The 17,337-nt window shown below is 62.0% G+C and carries 15 protein-coding genes; 3 read left to right on the forward strand and 12 right to left on the reverse strand.

Annotated features, from left to right (window positions below; genetic code table 11):
- Nucleotides 1-5: 5 nt before the first annotated feature.
- The 7 genes from rodA to BLW36_RS07120 form a co-directional block, all read right to left on the reverse strand.
- On the reverse strand, nucleotides 6-1,151 hold the full coding sequence (rodA, locus tag BLW36_RS07090; protein WP_091386490.1) for a rod shape-determining protein RodA: 1,146 nt from the start codon (nucleotides 1,149-1,151) through the stop codon (nucleotides 6-8).
- Entirely contained in the window at nucleotides 1,144-3,036 is a 1,893-nt protein-coding gene (mrdA, locus tag BLW36_RS07095; protein ID WP_091386492.1) for a penicillin-binding protein 2, read from the reverse strand. The genes rodA and mrdA overlap by 8 nt, the downstream gene beginning before the upstream one ends.
- 130 nt (nucleotides 3,037-3,166) lie before the next feature.
- The gene (gene rlmH, locus BLW36_RS07100) at nucleotides 3,167-3,643 is read right to left on the reverse strand and encodes a 23S rRNA (pseudouridine(1915)-N(3))-methyltransferase RlmH (protein WP_091386494.1); all 477 of its coding nucleotides are present in this window, start codon (nucleotides 3,641-3,643) and stop codon (nucleotides 3,167-3,169) included.
- A 34-nt stretch (nucleotides 3,644-3,677) separates the two neighbouring features.
- The gene (rsfS, locus tag BLW36_RS07105) at nucleotides 3,678-4,040 is read right to left on the reverse strand and encodes a ribosome silencing factor (RefSeq protein WP_091386496.1); all 363 of its coding nucleotides are present in this window, start codon (nucleotides 4,038-4,040) and stop codon (nucleotides 3,678-3,680) included.
- Nucleotides 4,041-4,049: 9 nt separating this feature from the next.
- Nucleotides 4,050-4,733, reverse strand: coding sequence for a nicotinate-nucleotide adenylyltransferase (nadD, locus tag BLW36_RS07110; RefSeq protein WP_091386499.1), 684 nt, complete (start codon nucleotides 4,731-4,733; stop codon nucleotides 4,050-4,052).
- A gap of 110 nt (nucleotides 4,734-4,843) precedes the next feature.
- Entirely contained in the window at nucleotides 4,844-6,133 is a 1,290-nt protein-coding gene (locus BLW36_RS07115) for a glutamate-5-semialdehyde dehydrogenase (RefSeq protein ID WP_280140345.1), read from the reverse strand.
- 66 nt (nucleotides 6,134-6,199) lie between these two features.
- Nucleotides 6,200-6,775, reverse strand: coding sequence for an LON peptidase substrate-binding domain-containing protein (locus BLW36_RS07120; RefSeq protein ID WP_091386501.1), 576 nt, complete (start codon nucleotides 6,773-6,775; stop codon nucleotides 6,200-6,202).
- A 209-nt stretch (nucleotides 6,776-6,984) separates the two neighbouring features.
- Between BLW36_RS07120 and ypfJ the strand changes: the two genes are divergently transcribed.
- Nucleotides 6,985-7,899 carry a KPN_02809 family neutral zinc metallopeptidase gene (gene ypfJ, locus BLW36_RS07125; RefSeq protein ID WP_091386503.1) on the forward strand — a complete coding sequence of 305 codons (915 nt, stop codon included), beginning with the start codon at nucleotides 6,985-6,987 and terminating at the stop codon, nucleotides 7,897-7,899.
- A gap of 63 nt (nucleotides 7,900-7,962) precedes the next feature.
- On the forward strand, nucleotides 7,963-8,244 hold the full coding sequence (locus BLW36_RS07130) for a peptidylprolyl isomerase (RefSeq protein ID WP_091386505.1): 282 nt from the start codon (nucleotides 7,963-7,965) through the stop codon (nucleotides 8,242-8,244).
- Nucleotides 8,245-8,300: 56 nt separating this feature from the next.
- On the opposite strand, the gene BLW36_RS07135 is transcribed toward BLW36_RS07130, so the two are convergent.
- The 4 genes from BLW36_RS07135 to mpl form a co-directional block, all read right to left on the reverse strand.
- Nucleotides 8,301-10,889: an efflux RND transporter permease subunit gene (locus BLW36_RS07135; protein WP_091386507.1), complete on the reverse strand. Its 2,589-nt coding sequence runs from the start codon at nucleotides 10,887-10,889 to the stop codon at nucleotides 8,301-8,303.
- Between the two features lie 115 nt (nucleotides 10,890-11,004).
- Complete coding sequence (locus tag BLW36_RS07140) at nucleotides 11,005-11,280, reverse strand: Rdx family protein (RefSeq protein ID WP_091386509.1); 276 nt, start codon at nucleotides 11,278-11,280, stop codon at nucleotides 11,005-11,007.
- A 26-nt stretch (nucleotides 11,281-11,306) separates the two neighbouring features.
- On the reverse strand, nucleotides 11,307-11,888 hold the full coding sequence (locus tag BLW36_RS07145; RefSeq protein ID WP_244506186.1) for a flavin prenyltransferase UbiX: 582 nt from the start codon (nucleotides 11,886-11,888) through the stop codon (nucleotides 11,307-11,309).
- A gap of 59 nt (nucleotides 11,889-11,947) precedes the next feature.
- Nucleotides 11,948-13,336 (reverse strand): UDP-N-acetylmuramate:L-alanyl-gamma-D-glutamyl-meso-diaminopimelate ligase, encoded by a 1,389-nt coding sequence (gene mpl / locus BLW36_RS07150; RefSeq protein ID WP_091386512.1) that lies wholly within the window; start codon nucleotides 13,334-13,336, stop codon nucleotides 11,948-11,950.
- Nucleotides 13,337-13,625: 289 nt separating this feature from the next.
- Between mpl and BLW36_RS07155 the strand changes: the two genes are divergently transcribed.
- Complete coding sequence (locus tag BLW36_RS07155) at nucleotides 13,626-14,888, forward strand: 6-phosphofructokinase (RefSeq protein ID WP_170833149.1); 1,263 nt, start codon at nucleotides 13,626-13,628, stop codon at nucleotides 14,886-14,888.
- 159 nt (nucleotides 14,889-15,047) lie between these two features.
- Here BLW36_RS07155 and BLW36_RS07160 read toward each other — a convergent pair whose 3' ends face one another.
- On the reverse strand, nucleotides 15,048-17,096 hold the full coding sequence (locus BLW36_RS07160) for a type IV pilus assembly protein FimV (protein WP_091386517.1): 2,049 nt from the start codon (nucleotides 17,094-17,096) through the stop codon (nucleotides 15,048-15,050).
- Nucleotides 17,097-17,337: the final 241 nt, after the last annotated feature.

The following is a 17,337-nucleotide window of genomic DNA, read 5'->3' on the forward strand; positions in this document are numbered from 1 at the left end:
ACTTACTAAAAGGTTACCCGGCGCCGCTCTGTTCCTATGGCCATCAGGATACCGAACCCAGCCATCAAAGTAATGAGAGAGGTTCCGCCGTAGCTCACCATTGGCAGTGGAACCCCCACTACCGGCAGCAGTCCAGTGACCATTCCGATATTTACAAACACATAGACAAAGAATGTGAGCGTAATACTCCCCGCCAATAGTCGACCGAACACATGTTGAGCCATAAAACTAATATAGATGCCGCGTGCAATGATCAATACATAGAGTAACAACAGCAATAGTGCGCCGCGCATGCCCCACTCTTCGGACAGCACCGCGATGATAAAATCCGTGTGGCTCTCCGGCAAAAAGTCCAGCTGCGACTGGGTGCCCTGCATATACCCCTTACCGTAGAGCCCACCGGAACCGATCGCCGCCTTGGACTGGAAGATGTTCCAGCCGGCGCCGAGCCGGTCAGCATCTGGGTCCAGCAATGTGAGGATACGCTGGCGCTGGTAGTCACGCAGTCCCCACTGCCAGATTGGCCAGGCGGCAGCAACCAGTCCCATCACCGCGGCGCCGATCATCTTCCAGCTGAGACCGGCCAGATACAGCGCAAACAGGCCGGAGGCGGCGATCAGAATGGACGTACCGAGATCCGGCTGACGCACGATCAGTGCTGCCGGCAGCGCGACTATCCCCAGCGCACCCAGCACGGTAAAGAAGGACGGCGGCAAGTTCCGCTTGTGCAGGAAAGCCGCCACCGACATGGGAACCGCGAGCTTCATAATTTCCGAAGGCTGGAAACGGAACCCACCCACCTCGAGCCAGCGCTGAGCGCCCTTGGCGCCCACGCCGACGAACAACACCGCCACCAGCAGCGCACAACCACCGACATAGGCCCAGGGTGACCAGCGCCGATACACGTCCAGCGGTATCTGCGCCACGATAAACATGCCGACGAACGCCAGCACCATAAACACCGCCTGGCGCTTCACATAGTGCACGTCACCGCCGGCGGCGCTGTGCAGCACGCCCAGACCCACCGCCGCCAACACCAGCAACAGCACCAGCAGCGGCACATCGATATGCCAGCGGCGCGACAGGCTCACCGGGCGGCTGAGACTGCTGTGGGAATCCGGCAGTCGATGCATGTAGTCACGGCTAGCCATGTCCTGCCCCCATGTCGATTTCGTCGCTCACCGCTTCTTCCGGCAGGTCCTGCGGGCGCGACATCCAGTCGAAAAATACTTCGCGCGCCACCGGCGCCGCAACTTTGCCGCCGCCCTCGCCGTTCTCCACCAATACCGCGACGGCAATCTGCGGATCGTCCACCGGCGCAAAGGCGACGAACAGCGCGTGGTCCCGATGGCGCTCCTTCAGCGCCTCCGAGTCGTATTGCTCGCCCTGGGCGATACCCACCACCTGGGCAGTGCCCGACTTGCCGGCCACGCGGAAATCCAGATCCTTACCGGCCTTCTTTCCGGTCCCGTGGGCGCTATATACCACGGCTTCCATGCCCTCAAACACCAGATCCCAGTTCTCCGGCTTGGCTTCCACATGATGTAACACTTCCGGTGGCTGCTCGACGCCGTCCACCGCCAACACCACCTGCGGCTTGAAATGGGTGCCGCGACTGGCAATCGTCGCCGTCATCACCGCCAACTGCAGTGGCGTGGCCAGCACGAAGCCCTGCCCCAATACCGCGTTCAGGCTGTCACCGGGGAACCAGGGCATACCGCGGGCACCGCGCTTCCACTGACGCGAAGGGAAGAGTCCCGGGCGCTCCACCGGCAGGTCGATGCCGGTCTTGGCGCCGAGGCCGAAGCGGGTGGCAATATCGTGCATGCCGTCGATATTCCAGCGCGCCGCCATGTCGTAGAAATAGACGTCGCAGCTCTCCGCCAGGGCCTGGATCAGATCCACGTGCTTGCCGTGTCCCCAGCGCTTCCAGTCGCGGTACAGGCGGGTATCGTTGGGCAGGCGGTAGTAGCCCGGATCCTTGACCTTGTATTTGGCGTCAATGACACCGTCGGCGAGTCCGCCGAGACCCATCATCGGTTTCAGGGTCGAACCGGGTGGATACTGGCCTTGCAGGGCGCGGTTGAACAGCGGCACGTCGAGGGAATCGCTCAGGGCGCGATAGTCGTTGAAGCTGATGCCGGTGACGAACAGGTTGGGATCGAAAGACGGTTTACTGACGAACGCGAGCACGCCGCCGGTTTTCACGTCGATGGCGACAACGGCGCCGCGCCGGTCGCCGAGGGCCGCCGAGGCAGCGCGCTGCAGACGCGCGTCCAGGTTGAGGGTCAGCTCGGCACCGGGTTTGGGGTCGTGGCGTTCGAGTACCCGCAGCACGCGGCCGCGGGCATTGGTTTCGACATTCTCGTAGCCCACCTCGCCCAGCAGCAGGTCCTCGTAAGAGCGCTCCAGGCCTGCCTTGCCGATACTCTGGGTGCCGCGGTAGCGGCGCACGTCTTCCTCGGTAAAAGTACTCAGGTCGCGCTCGCTGATACGTCCCACATAGCCGACGCTGTGGGCGAACAGATCCGTCAGCGGGTAATAGCGCACCAGTTCCGCCTCCACCGACACCCCGGGCAGGCGGAATTCATTCACACTGATGCGGGCGATCTCCTCCTCGGTGAGACGAAAACGCAGGGGCACGGGTTCGAACGGGCGCCGCCGCTGCATGCGATTGCGAAACTTCTCCACATCGCTGTCATCGAGGCGAATCAGGTGGCCGATCAATTCCAGCGTCGCGTCCAGATCGCGCACCCGCTCGCGCACGATCGCCAAATTGTAACTGGGGCGGTTGTCGGCCAGCAGTATGCCGTTGCGGTCATAGATCAGACCGCGGGTCGGCGCGACCGGGCGCACCTGGATGCGGTTTTCGTCCGACTGAGTACGGTAGTCGTCGTAGTTGACCACCTGCAGGTTGTAGAACCGCGCTACCAGGACACCGAGTAACAGCGCCACCCCGGCGAGCGCCACCAGCATGCGGTTGCGAAACAGCCGCTGCTCGGTCAATGGATCCTTTAGATGGAGATCGTGAGGCATCGGAAGGTGTGTAAGGCTAGCTCAGTGGATGGCGCAAAAATTGTCTAATTTGCGTACATTATCACAAGTGGCAGCCTATGAGTGGTTCGTGGTTGGCAATTCGTGGTCGCGATTCGGCGCAAGCCACGCATTATTTGTGATACGGATGTCCGGCCAGTAGTGTCCATGCGCGGTAGATCTGCTCTGCCAGCACCACCCGCACCAGCGGATGCGGCAGGGTCAGCGGCGACAGAGACCAGCGCTGGCGGGCGCGTCCGAGACTCTCAGCGGAGAGCCCGTCCGGCCCGCCGATCAGCAGACTGACGTTCTCGCCGAGCATCTGCCAGTCCCGTAACTGTTGCGACAGCTGTTCGGTACTCCAGGGCTTGCCTTTCACGTCGAGCGCGACCACATGGTCTCGAGGGCCCAGGGCCGCCAGCATCGCCTCGCCCTCCTTCTGCCGGGCTTTCTCAATCAGCGCCGGCGAACTCTTCTGACCGCGCTGACCGAGCGGGATTTCCACCATCTCCAGTGCAATTTCCCGCGGCAGTCGCTTGGCGTACTCGGCGTAGCCTTCCTGTACCCAGCCCGGCATCTTGCCGCCGGCGGCCAGTATTCGTATTTTCATGGGCAGCTGTTCACAACAGATGGCTCAGCGCGGATCAGTCCCGATGCGGATCGCTGCCGTCGGCACCTTCGCGGGTGTTCGGCGTCATCGACCAGAGTTTCTCCAGGTCGTAGAAGCTGCGCACATCCGCCAGCATTACGTGGACCACAAGATCACCGTAATCCACCAACACCCACTCGCCCTGATCCATGCCCTCGACACCGATGGGACGCACGCCGGCTTTCTTGCCGTCTTCCACCACATTATTGGCCAGGGACTTGACCTGGCGATTGGAGGTACCGGTGCAGATCACCAGGTTGTCCATCACGTCCGAGAGTTCGGATACATCCAGGGAGACGATGTCCTTGCCCTTGAGATCCTCCAGCGCCGCCAGGGCGATATCTTTGATTTTCGTCATAACACCTTTTTACTGGCCGCTTGTCGCGGCTGTTCGATAAAGTTGATTGTCTTCAATGTATTGCAGCACCGCCGCCGGCAACAGGTAGCGCGGAGACTGGCCACTGCCGATCAGGTGGCGGATATGGGTCGCGGATATCGGTAACAGAGTCTGCTCCCGCACCACCAGGTGTCCGCCCGGCTGCACATGCAGGTCCGCGATGCCGCCGGCATGCTTTTCCAGCAACTCCGCCACTTCCCCTTGGCCGCCGCCAGAACCCTTCTGCGGCAGCTTCCAGCCGGGGCGGGCGACCACCACCAGGTGGGCCAACTGCAGCAACCGCTGCCAGCGATGCCAGCTCGGCAGCGTCAGTAGCGAGTCCAGACCCATGCAGAAGCTGATCGACACCTGTTCGCCCAGCTCTGCCCGCAACTCCTCCAGGGTATCCACGGTATAGGTGGGTCCCGGGCGCTTCAGTTCGCGTTCGTCGAGCTGTAGTTCGTCGCAACCCTCGAGTGCCAGCGCCAGCATCTGCCGCCGGTGCTCGGCGGATATCCCGGGCGACTGCCGGTGGCGCGGCTGGTGACTCGGCAGCAGCCGCATCTCGTCGACGTCCAGTGCCTGGCGCAGTTCCAGTGCCATACGCAGATGGCCGAAGTGCACCGGGTCAAAGGTGCCGCCGAACAGCGCGATGGTGTGCAGCTTGTTACTCATCAATACCCTTTGAAGCCCCAAGCGCCCCGTCCGGGCACAGCGCCGGAAAGGGATAGTCCTTCCGGCACCCTCCGATAAAACTTAACAAATTGCCAACGGCCTCCGTTGACTCACTCGCGAATATGTCCGTCGCCGAGCACTATCCACTTCTGCGAGGTCAGTCCTTCCAGGCCCACCGGGCCGCGGGCGTGGATCTTATCGGTGCTGATACCGATTTCCGCACCGAGACCGTACTCGAAGCCGTCGGCGAAGCGTGTCGAGGCGTTTACCATGACCGAGCTGGCATCCACCTCGGCGAGGAAGCGCCGCGCACGGCTGTAGTCCTCGGTGACAATGGACTCTGTATGGCCGGAGCCATACTGGGCGATATGTTCCATCGCAGCATCCATATCCGCCACCACGCGAATTGACAGGATCGGCGCCAGGTATTCCTCGCTCCAGTCGCTGTCGCTGGCCGCCGCACAGTCTGCCAGAATTTCCCGGGTCTGCTCGCAACCGCGTAGTTCAACACCTTTGTCGCGGTAGGCCGCCGCCAGCCGCGGCAGTATTTCCGCCGCGACGCCCTCGGCTACCAGCAGGCTCTCCATCGCGTTGCAGACCCCATAGCGGTGGGTCTTCGCATTCAGCGCGATATTGAAAGCCTTCTGCAAGTCCGCTTTATCGTCGATATACACGTGGCAGACACCGTGCAGGTGTTTGATCACCGGCACCCGCGCCTCGCGGCTGACCCGCTCAATCAGGCCGGTGCCGCCGCGCGGCACAATCACGTCCACATATTCCGGCATACTGATCAGTGCACCCACCGCCGCGCGATCGGTGGTATCCACTACCTGCACCGCGGTTTCCGGCAGGCCCGCCTCCTTCAGGCCCGCGGCGATACAGGCGGCGATGGCGCCGTTGGAATGCAGCGCTTCACTGCCGCCGCGCAGAATGGTCGCATTGCCGGATTTCAGGCACAGGCTGGCGGCGTCGATCGTCACATTGGGGCGGGACTCATAAATGATCCCGACCACACCCAGGGGCACGCGCATCTTGCCCACCTGAATACCACTCGGACGGTATTTCAGGTCTTCTATTTCACCCACCGGATCCGGCAGCTCGGCGATCTGGTGCAGGCCCTCGATCATGCCATCGATGCGCTCGTCGTTGAGCTCCAGGCGATCCAGCAGCGCCGCGTCCAGACCATGGTCGCGCCCGGCGCGCATATCCCGCGCATTGGCCTCGGCAATCTGATCGCGCCGGGCGTCGAGCTGCGCGGCAATCGCCTGCAGGGCACGGTTTTTCGTGGCGGTATCGGCACGGGCCATCAGCCGCGCCGCTGCACGCGCTGCGCGCCCCATTTCCTCGAGCTTGGCCCGGGTGGATTGCTGATCGGCAGAATCGGCGACGGAACTGTTCACTATGGCTCTCCATGCGGTGTTCGATGGGCCGCGCAGTATACGCCAAAATGACGGCGATTCGGATGGTTACTCCCGGGCCCAGCGATCGAGGCTCGCGGCGATATCCGCCAGCCGCACCAGCGGATCTTCGGTAGCGAGCAATTCAACCCGCACCTTGTCGTCCAGCGGCAGCAACTGCGCCAGCTGCCACGACAGTGCGTCGGCCGAGTCAACCGGAGCAAATTTGAGGGAAAGCATCGAGGCGTGCTGTTTCAGCTCCTCGAGCACCGCCAGCAGGCCGTCGCACTCGGACGGTATCGGCTGCGGCTCCGCCTCCGGCAGCCACTCCACTTCGCCGAGCAGCAGGCCATCCTCGGCGCGACTGGTACCGACGACGCGAAAGCGGCGCTGGCCGGACACCAGCACGTGCAGCAACCCCTCCTCCCCCTGACTCCAGTCGACTATCTTCACGTAGACCCCTAGTGGCCATACGGAAGCACGCCCGACCTCGCCGCCCGAGCGGATCAGCACGACACCAAAACCGGAGTCCGCTTTCAGGGTTTCACTGACCAGGTGCAAATAGCGCTGTTCAAAAATGCGCAACGGCAGGGTTACGCCGGGATACAGCGCCACGCTCAGTGGGAACAGGGGAATCTGTGGCAAAACACGCTCTCGGTTGCAGTGGCTCTATTAAAGATACCATCTGCACCGGCGGCTTCGAGCGCCAATAAAAAAGAATTCTGTGCCACCACTTGTCTAGACTCAAAGAAGCTGTTTCAAGAACCGGCCCGCAGCTGTCCGTATGTAGCCGCGACAGTGCCGCCCCCAGTCTTCTTGGACGGATTGAACAAGCACGATAGCGGAGAAACCCCATGCGTTGGCGCCAGGGTCGCAGAAGTAGCAATGTGGAGGACCGCCGCGGACAGTCTTCTCCCGGCATGGGCGGTAGCGGAGGCCTGGGCAACCTGCTGGCCCTGGCGCCGCTGCTGCTGCGCAGCAAGACCGGCTGGCTGATACTGGCATTGCTGGCCGCCTTCTACTTGTTCGGCGGTGACCGCCTGTTCGACGGGGCTCCGCAGCAGACACAGCCGCCGGCCCTGGGCCCGGAGCAACAGGGCCAGCCCGGCACCCGGGCGCCCGGAGATGAAGTCGCCGATTTTGTCTCGGTAGTGCTGGCGAATACCGAAGACACCTGGGGCAAGCTGTTCCAGACCGCCGGCTCGCGCTATGTGCCGCCCAAGCTGGTGCTCTACGACGACGCCGTGCGCTCCGCCTGCGGTCTCAACACCGCGGCGGTCGGCCCCTTCTACTGCCCCGGCGACAACAAGGTCTACCTGGATCTCAGTTTCCTCGGCGACCTCCGGCAATTGGGCGCTCCGGGAGACTTCGCTTTCGCCTATGTGATCGCCCACGAAGTCGGCCACCACGTGCAGAACCTGCTCGGCACCTCGCAGAAGGTGCAGGCGGCGCGCATGCAGTCCGACAAGGTAACCGCCAACCGCCTGTCGGTGATGCTGGAGCTGCAGGCAGACTGCTTTGCCGGCGTCTGGGCCTTCTACGCCCACCGGGACCAACAGATGCTCGAACCCGGAGATCTCGAGGAGGGCCTGGCCGCGGCCGCTGCCGTCGGCGACGACCGCCTGCAGCGCCGCTCGGGTCGCGCGGTGTCCCCGGATGCGTTTACCCACGGCAGTGCCGAACAGCGGGTCTACTGGTTCAAGCGCGGCTTCACCACAGGTGATGTCAAGCAGTGCAATACCTTCGCCGCACTGGCCGGCAAGCAGTGAGTGGCAGTCGTCGCACACAGGCACTAAGCTGCTGCGAGTGAAATCATTTTACGGAGAATTCCCATGCCCAAAGCCACCGCGCGCCACATTCTGGTGGAAAGCGAAGAGAAGTGTCAGGAACTTAAAAAACAGCTGGAAAACGGCGCCGACTTCGGCGCACTCGCCCAGGAGCACTCCAAGTGCCCGTCCGGCCGCTCCGGCGGCGACCTGGGCGAATTCAGCCAGGGACAGATGGTACCGGAGTTCGACAAGGTGGTGTTCTCCGGCGAGCTGAACAAGGTGCACGGCCCGATCAAGACCCAGTTCGGCTATCACCTGCTGGAAATCACCAGTCGCAGTGACTGATCGACCGCTTCCTCGAAGCAAAAAAAAGCCGGGTGATCACCCGGCTTTTTATTTTCCTAAAGCGGCTCGGCCTGTGAGCCTGCCAGGCCGTCGTCAACCGGCAGCGGCTTTCCCGGCGCCTCCGGAGCCGGCAGCGGCTTGAACAGCAACAGCAACAGCGGCAGCAGCGTCAGAGAGCCGAGCAGCGCCGCAGACATGGCCAGCGCGGTGAGCAGGCCAAAATAAATAGACGGCACAAACTTGGACAGCGCCAGGATCGAGAAGCCGGCGATGATGGTAATGGCGGTGTAGAACATCGCCCGGCCAATCGTCGCATGGCTGCGGTGCATAGTCGCCAAGTAATCGCCGTCTTTCGCAAACTCATCGCGGAAGCGGTACAGGTAATGGATGGCGTGATCCACACCGATACCCACCGTAATCGCGGCAATGGTGATCGTCATCATATCCAGCGGAATACCGGCCAGGCCCATGCCGCCGAGCACCACACAGGCCGCGAGCATGTTCGGTATCAGCGCGATAAGCGCGAGCGACAGGGACCTGAACAGCACCAGGAACATCAACAGAATACCGACGAACACCGCACCCAGGGTCAGGATCTGCGATTTGAACAGGCTCTGCAGCATATTGTTGTAGAGCACCAGCAACCCCGTCTGGTGAATATTTTCCGGCGCTATGTCCATTTCATTGTGGGCGTAATGGTAGATACGCTGGATCAGTTCATCACGGCGCAGATTCGGATCGGTTTCCATTGCCCGCAGCGTAATGCGCGCCTGATTGTGCTCGACCGATAGATAGGGATCCACCAGCACCTCGGTGATTTCGTCCGGCAGACTGGTGCGCGCCACGGCCAGTTCGAAATCATTCAGCGGACCATTATTTAAATCCCGTGCCACCTTGTAGAAGGTCGCCAGGGACTGCACCTTGCCGATTTCCGGCTGCTGCTCCAGGTAGTCGTGCAACTGCTCGATTTTTGCCAGGCCGGCGACGGTAAACCAGTAACTCGGCTCCGCAGTATCGCCAGCGCCGCCGAACGGATCGTCAGTCGCAAAGGGATCCTCCTCGGCAACCTCCTCGTCTCCGCCTGCCATCGCAAAGGGATCTTCCTCCCCCTCGAATGCCATTTCTTGCTCCGCCGGCTTGTCGAGGATGATATCCAGGGTCACGGTGCCGCCGAGGCGGCGGTCGATCACCAGCATGCCCTGGTAGATCTCGGTGGAATCGTCGAAGTAATCGATAAAACGGTTTTCCACCTTCAACTGCGAAATACCCACGGCGCTGGCGACGGCCGCCACCAGAGATACCCCTATCACCACGCCGCGGCGCTTTTCGGCAAAACGCGAGAACAGCAGCGTGAACGCGTGGGAATTATCCTTGCTGACACCACCGGTGCGCTTCGGCAGCACCATCAGGAGTGTCGGAATCATCAGGAATGACAGCACCAGTGCCAGGCTCACGCCCATGGTCATCATCCAGCCGAAATCGATCACCGGGCGGATACCGCTGACCACCAGCGACGCAAAGGCAACGATAGTAGTCAGCGCCGTATACAGGCACGGCTTGGCCATAAAGCGCACCGCGGCCAGGGCCAGCTGTTCGCGATCCCACTCCGGATGCTGCGCGGCATATTCGCGGTAGCGCACCGCCAGGTGAATGGTGATCGCCAGGGTGATGATCAACAGTAGCGCGACGAAATTGGCGGAGATCACGGTCAGGCGCCAGTCCAGCCAGCTGAGCAGCCCCAGCATCATCACGGCGGTGGTCACACAGGTGGCCAGCGGCAGCAGCACCCAGCGTATCTGGCGGAAGATAATCAGCAGTGTGGCGATGATAAACAGCAGAATACCCGCACCGAATATCACCAGGTCGCTCTTGATAAAAGAGATCATGTCGGCGGTGATCATCGACACACCGCCGAGGAACAGTTCGGCTTCACCCTTGTAGCCGGCCAGGATCTCCCGTACTTCCTCGACTCGCGCACGCGACTCATGTTCCTGAGCAGTGCGGTGCTGGAGGTAGGTCTGGCTTACCTCTTCCAGATGCGCCGCTTCCTCTTCCGTCAGCCCCTCGCTGTTGCGTTTACGGCGCAGCGCGTCGCGCTCGCGCACCAGCTCGATACCACGGCTGTCCAGCTGCAGGTTGACCAGCAGCGCGGTAGTCTGGCCGTCCGGACTCAAAATCAGCTCGCGGTAGATCGGGCTGGACAGAAACTCCTGCCGCGCCAGTTTCTTGTCGGTACCGGGCGTCGACAGGGTGCGGACGCCGTCATTGATATCGGTGATCGACAGCTTGGGGCTGTACAGCAGCGGTACGTCGAGGATGCTCTGCACGCTGGTCACGCCGTCAACCTGCGTCAGCTCGTCGCGCAGTTGGCGCAGGGTTTCGAGGGACGCATCGGTGAAGAGGTCGCCGTCGCGGTAGCGGTAGGTCACGACAAGAAAATCACCGCTCGCATAGCGCTCGGAAATTTCACGGAAGTAATCGATGGACTTGTCCGCTTCCAGGGTAAGTGAGTCGGCCGAGGCGTCGAGCTTGAAACGCGGCAACCCCAGCGCCGCCGCCAGCGCCAACAGCGCGACGAATAACAGCACGGTTTTCGGTCGCCGGGTTACCAGGTTTTCGTAGCAGGTCTTGAAAGCTGACAGCATAAGATTTCGCTTAAATTAAAAATATAGTTGGCCATTTAGCGGCGAATACTTTGTTCGCCCGGACCGAAAGAAGGCAAAGATAAAATTCGCCTTCTCGCTGATTTCCTAAAAAATTTTACGGCGCGTCGATATGCCCCAGGTCGCGCTCGGGGAATAACAGATCCCTGACCCGCCGCTTAAGTTCCTTGGGCCCGGGAAATCCACCATCGCGTTTGCGCTCCCAGATCAGGTCATCACCCACGGATATTTCAAATACGCCACCGCTGCCCGGCTTCAATGCCACCTGCTCCAGGTCATCGGCAAAGGTGTACAGCAGCTCCTGGGCCATCCAGGTGGCGCGCAGCATCCAGTTACACTGCACACAGTAATGAATAGTGATCGTCGGCTTCACGGGCTGCCTGCCTTTATTTATCCGGACTACTCGCCCCAGCTGGGCAGCAGCGCCTGCTCCACGCCCAGCTGATCCAGCAGCCGCGCGACCACGAAATCCACCAGGTCCTGTATCGACTGCGGCCGCTGGTAAAAGCCGGGACTGGCCGGCAGTATCATCGCCCCCATGCGGGTCAGTTTGAGCATATTCTCCAGATGGATTTCCGAATAGGGCGCCTCCCGCGGTACCAGGATCAGCTGCCGTCGTTCCTTCAGGGCCACATCCGCGGCACGCTCGATCAGGTTGTTGGAGGCTCCGCAGGCTACCGCCGACAGGGTGCCACCGCTGGCCGGGCAGATCACCATGCTGGAGGCCGCGCCCGTACCGGAAGCCACCGGAGAGAACCAGTCCCGCTTGCCGAACAGCTTCAGCTGGCCATCCGCGGCACCGAAGCGCTCGCCGAGCAAGTGCTGCAGTTCATCCTCGTCGCCATCCGGCAACTGGCAGTCGGTCTCGGTATTGATCACCACCCGCGCCGCATCGGACAGCAGCAGCCAGACCCGCACATTGGCGGCGAGCAGGCACTGCAACAGGCGCAGGCCGTACTGGGCGCCGGACGCCCCGGTCATCGCCAGGGTGACAGTCTTGTCGAATACAGGTTGACCCAAAGCAGATCCCCAATGGCAGGTTAGGAAGTGCGGCCGTGCTTCTGCTCCAGCGCACCGAGCAGCCGCTGGTGAATACCGCCGAAGCCGCCGTTACTCATTACGACGATATGTGTGCCCGGCTCGGCCAGGTTGACCGCGGATTCTACGCCAGCCTCTATGTTGTCGAAAATCTTTGCCGGCACGGTGGAGTGATGCACCACGTCACCCAGGGACCAGTTCATCCCCTCGGGCTGATACCAGAGCACCAGATCGGCGCCGGAGCATGACTGGGCCAGAGTCTGCTGGTGGATCCCCATACGCATGGTATTAGAGCGCGGTTCAATCAGGGCGATGATCTTGTCGTCGCCGACCTTCGCCCGCAGCCCATTCAGCGTGGACTCGATTGCCGTCGGGTGGTGGGCGAAGTCGTCATAGACGCGGATGCCGCCCACCTCGCCGAGGCACTCCATGCGCCGCTTGACCCCCTCGAAGCTGCCCAGTGCCTGGGCCGCCAGTTTCGGCTCCACACCCACGTGGCGTGCCGCGGCCATGGCGGCGAGACCGTTGCGTACATTGTGCAGACCGGTCAGATCCCACTCTACGCGCGCCACCTCCGCATCGCGGAAATTGACCGCAAAGCTGCCGCCGTCCGCGGCGATATCCACCGCGCACCAGTCACCCAGGCGCACGCCGTCTTCCGCCTCGGTGGCGAAGCGCTGCACCTCGCTCCAGCAGCCCTGTTGCAGTACTTCCTCTACGGTGTCATCGGCGGAGGCCACGATCAGGCCATTGCCGGGCACGGTGCGCACCAGGTGGTGGAACTGGCGCTGGATCGCCGCCAGATCGTCGAAGATGTCCGCGTGATCGAACTCCAGATTGTTGATGATCAGCGTACGCGGGCGGTAGTGGACAAATTTGGAGCGCTTGTCGAAGAAGGCGGTGTCGTACTCGTCCGCCTCCACGACGAAGAACGGGCTCTCGCCGAGACGCGCGGACACACCGAAATTGCTCGGCACGCCGCCGATCAGGAAGCCCGGCCGCATATCCGCCTTTTCCAGGATCCAGGCCAGCATGCTCGAGGTGGTGGTCTTGCCGTGAGTGCCGGATACCGCCAGCACCCAGCGCCCGCCGAGGAAGTGGTCACACAGCCACTGGGCGCCGGACGTATAGGGCAGCCCTTTTTCCAGCACCGCCTCCACTGCCGGGTTGCCGCGGGACAGCGCGTTGCCGATGATTACCAGGTCCGGGGCCGGCTCCAGCTGGGCCGGATCATAGCCCTCGGTGAGCTGGATTCCCGCCTGTTGCAGCTGGGTGCTCATCGGCGGGTAGACGTTGGCGTCGCTGCCGGTCACTTTGTGCCCCTCGGCCACGGCCAGCTGTGCCAGACTGCCCATGAAAGTGCCGCAGATACCTAGAATATGGATATGCATGGCGGAAATTTGTACTCCTGCTGGTTGCCGCGCAAGCTTAACACGGCGAATCGCGGCAGTAATTGCCAAATACCCCAGTTTCAATGCAATTTCATCGCCATTCCATTAGACTCCGCCCCCTAATTTGCCAGCCTAAACCCCCGAGCGGTAGTAGGACCTACCGCCATTGGCCGGCGGCCAATGCGAGCGCCCCAACTGCCAGCAAGTCCGCGACTTGCGCCAGTGGTTGGGGCGCGAAGGTTTAAAGGGGCAGGACGCCCCCATAAACCGTAGAGTGAACAGGATGACCATGTCGAAAAAGAACGCCTTTTATGCTCAATCTGGCGGTGTAACTGCCGTGATCAATGCTTCCGCCTGCGGAGTCATCGAAGCCGCACGCGAGTATCAGGACCATATCGGCAATGTCTACGCGGGGCTGAACGGCATCCTCGGCGCCCTGCGCGAGGAACTGATCGACGTGAGCCAGGAGAGTGTCGACACCATCACCGCCCTGCGCCACACCCCGTCCGGCGCCTTCGGCTCCTGCCGCTACAAGCTGAAGAGCCTGGAGGAGAACCAGGCCGAGTACGAACGCCTGATCGAGGTGTTCAAGGCCCACGACATCGGTTACTTCTTCTATAACGGCGGCGGCGACTCCGCCGATACCTGCCTGAAGGTATCCCAACTGTCTGAGACTATGGGCTACCCCATCCAGGCCATCCATATTCCCAAGACCGTCGACAACGACCTGCCGCTGACCGACAACTGCCCCGGTTTCGGTTCCGTCGCCAAGTACGTGGCCGTATCCACCAAGGAAGCGGCGATGGACGTGGCCTCCATGTGTTCCACTTCCACCAAGGTCTTCATTCTCGAGGTGATGGGCCGCCACGCCGGCTGGATCGCCGCCGCCGGTGCCCTGGCGCAGGAAGAGGAAGGCGATGCGCCCCATATCATCCTGTTCCCGGAAGTGGCCTTCGACAAAGAGACTTTCCTAGCCAAGGTGCAGAAGACCGTCGATGAGAAGGGCTATTGCGTGATCGTCGCCTCCGAGGGCGCCCAGTACGCCGACGGCACCTTCCTCGCCGATGCCGGCACCACCGACGCCTTCGGTCACAAACAGCTGGGTGGCGTGGCGCCGACCCTGGCCACCATGATCAAGGACGAACTGGGCCTGAAGTACCACTGGGCCCTGGCAGACTACCTGCAGCGCGCCGCGCGCCATATCGCTTCCGCCACCGACGTGGCCCAGGCCTACGCCGTCGGCCGCGCTGCGGTGGAGATGGCAGTAGCCGGCAAGAACGCCATCATGCCGGCCATCGTGCGCGATTCCGGCCCCGAATACGGCTGGTCCGTGGCCGAGGCGCCGCTGGCCGACGTGGCCAACGTCGAAAAGATGATGCCCAAGGAGTACATCAGCGAGGACGGCTTCGGCATCACCCAGGCCGGCCGCGACTACCTGCTGCCGCTGATCCAGGGCGAAGACTATCCTCCCTACAAGAATGGCGTGCCGCTGCACGCGAAGCTGAAAAAGCAGCTGGTGGAAAAAAAGCTGGATAAAGGCTTCGACATATAGGTCACTACCCACATCACAAACAAAAAAGCCCCGACGCCAACGCCGGGGCTTTTTTGTTTTTGCTAGCGGCCAGATCGATTGATCTGCCTGCCGACTTTTTATGTGTCGTGACAGGCGTGCAGACAGCGCATGAATTTCACGTGCGGGCCGCCGCGGGAATTAAATCACCGCCTCGTTGACGGCTTTTTTGACATCGGCATCGCTACTCTCCGCCGTGCCGGGCGCCGGTTCGGCGGCAAGCGGATCGATCTCGTCCAGGGGCAGCTGGTCAATTGCGGCAAAGTCCAGTACCAGTTCGTCATCGCTGCTCTCCGCCGCGCCGGGCGCCAGTTCGACTGCAACGGGATCTATTTCGTCCAGGGGCAGCGGGTCAATTGCGGCAAAGTCCAATAAAAGTTCGTCATCGCTGCTCTCCGCCGCACCGGGCGCCGGCTCGACGGCCACCGGCTCCATTTCGTCCAGGGGCAGCGGGTCAAACGCGGTAAAGTCCAATACCAGATCATCATTGCTGCGCTCCGCGGCGCCGGGCGCCGATTCGGCGGCTGCCGGATCTGTTTCGTCCTGCGGCAGCTGGTCAGAGGCGGCAATATCCAGTACCAGATCGTCGTCGCTGAGCGGGCTGCCCTGCGCCGACAAATCGGCGGAGTCCTGACCGAAGGACTCATCCAACTGCAATTCCTCGAAAAGGCTGTCCGGGCTGTCGGTTGCAGGGCTGCCGGCACTTTTTTGGCCCTCCTCTTCACCGTCTGCAGCCGCCATCTCGCTGACTTTCGCTTTGCTACCATCCAGCTCTGGGGCAGGTGGCGGGAAGATCGCGGAGCGGATGGCGGGCTGCGAGCTGTCGGGAGCGGATTGCGTCTCCCGTGGGGCGGGCGCCAGACTGTCAGGCAGATCGATTTCGCCAGCCCAGTCGGCGGTGAGCGGATCAAGCCTCTCTGGCCACGCATCTGCAGCCATGCGGCGCTTCTGCCACCAGTCTTGCAGCTGACTGAGAGCGACGCCCGCGGCGATACCGGTCAGGATCAAGAGCAGCAGAGTGGCATAGCTGGGGCCGGCGTCGCGAACGATGACCGGGGCCGGCGGCACGACAGCGCTGATGTCGCCAGAAGTGGCGTCGGCGCTGCCCTCTGCGGCCGTGGTGGCGGCACTAGTGCGCAGTTCCGCTTTCAGCTCCGTGATGCGCTGCTCCTGTAGCTGCAGCATTTCCTGCATCGTGGCCAGGTATTCGCTGGTTTCGATGCGCTTGATTTGCTGGCGCAACTGCTCGTTTTCCCGGTTGACCTTGTCGAGCTGCTCTTTGACGACATCAATTTCTTCCTGGAGACGCACGGCGCGGCTGCCACCGGTTTCGGCCGGGCTGCCAGAGAGGCGCAGGCGACCCTGTGGTTTTTCCTCGGCAGGGACAGCCGGGGAGACGGAATCCGCTATCGAAGGGGATGGCTCGCGCTCGGCCGGGCCCGGCGCGGCGGCTGGACGGCTGGCGACAGCAGGCGGAGCAGAGTAATCAGCGGCGCTTGGCAGATCCAGCAGCGCTCCGGTCCGCAGGCGGTTCATGTCGCCATTGAGGAAGGCGTGAGGATTGCGTGCGTGTATGGCCGCCATTACCGCATCCAGCGGGATGCTGCTATCGGGCTGAACCCGGCGCGCAATGAGCCAGAGGCTTTGGCCGGGCGCCACGCGCCATTGCTTGCCGGTATAGGCGGCCTCCGCCGGGGCGGGTGGTTGAACGGCCGGGCTGGCGTTTTGGGCCGGGGCTGCTGTCGCAGTTGGGGGGGCGGCCGACGGCAGATCCACCAGCAGATTGTAGTCGCGATAGATGGTGCCACCGGGCCAGCTCAGCTCCAGCAGGAAGCTGACCAAGGGCTCATGCAGCGGCGCGGGCGACTTTACCTGAATAGTAAGGCCGCCGGACAGCTCGCTGACACTGATCATAAAAGGCTTGGCATCGGCGGCCAGATCGTAGCCCATCTGCTCGGCACTGCGGCCGAGTACCTGGCGGACCCTGACTTGATCCACATTCAGCGAGGCGCTGCGGTCCAGTATGGGGATTTCAACTGTGAGCGGATAGCCGATGGCGGTTTTGAGCGAGGCATTGCCCAGCCCCAACGCCAGGGACGACGCGCTGGCGAGAATCAGGGGGATTTGCAGGATGAGCGCAAACAGTGTTGCCAAGCGTGAGGTTGTAGGCAGGGTTTGGTGTAGATCCATTACACTTGCTCCGGCGGCGCAGCAATTTTGGCGATTTGGCGAAGTCAGGCAACCTTCCCTGTTCACCTGTTCTTATCTGGCGTCTATATATAGCACACAGGGGTACAGTGCGCCGGCAAGTGGCGTTATAACAATTTTTTTATTAACCGATTTGTAGGCTGGCAGCCGGTTGAAACGTCCAGTTTGCAGAATGTGTTATCACAAGATGGCTTTTGACCGCGTGCTTGTTGATGCCATTCTC

Source organism: Microbulbifer marinus, from assembly GCF_900107725.1.
GTDB lineage: Bacteria > Pseudomonadota > Gammaproteobacteria > Pseudomonadales > Cellvibrionaceae > Microbulbifer > Microbulbifer marinus.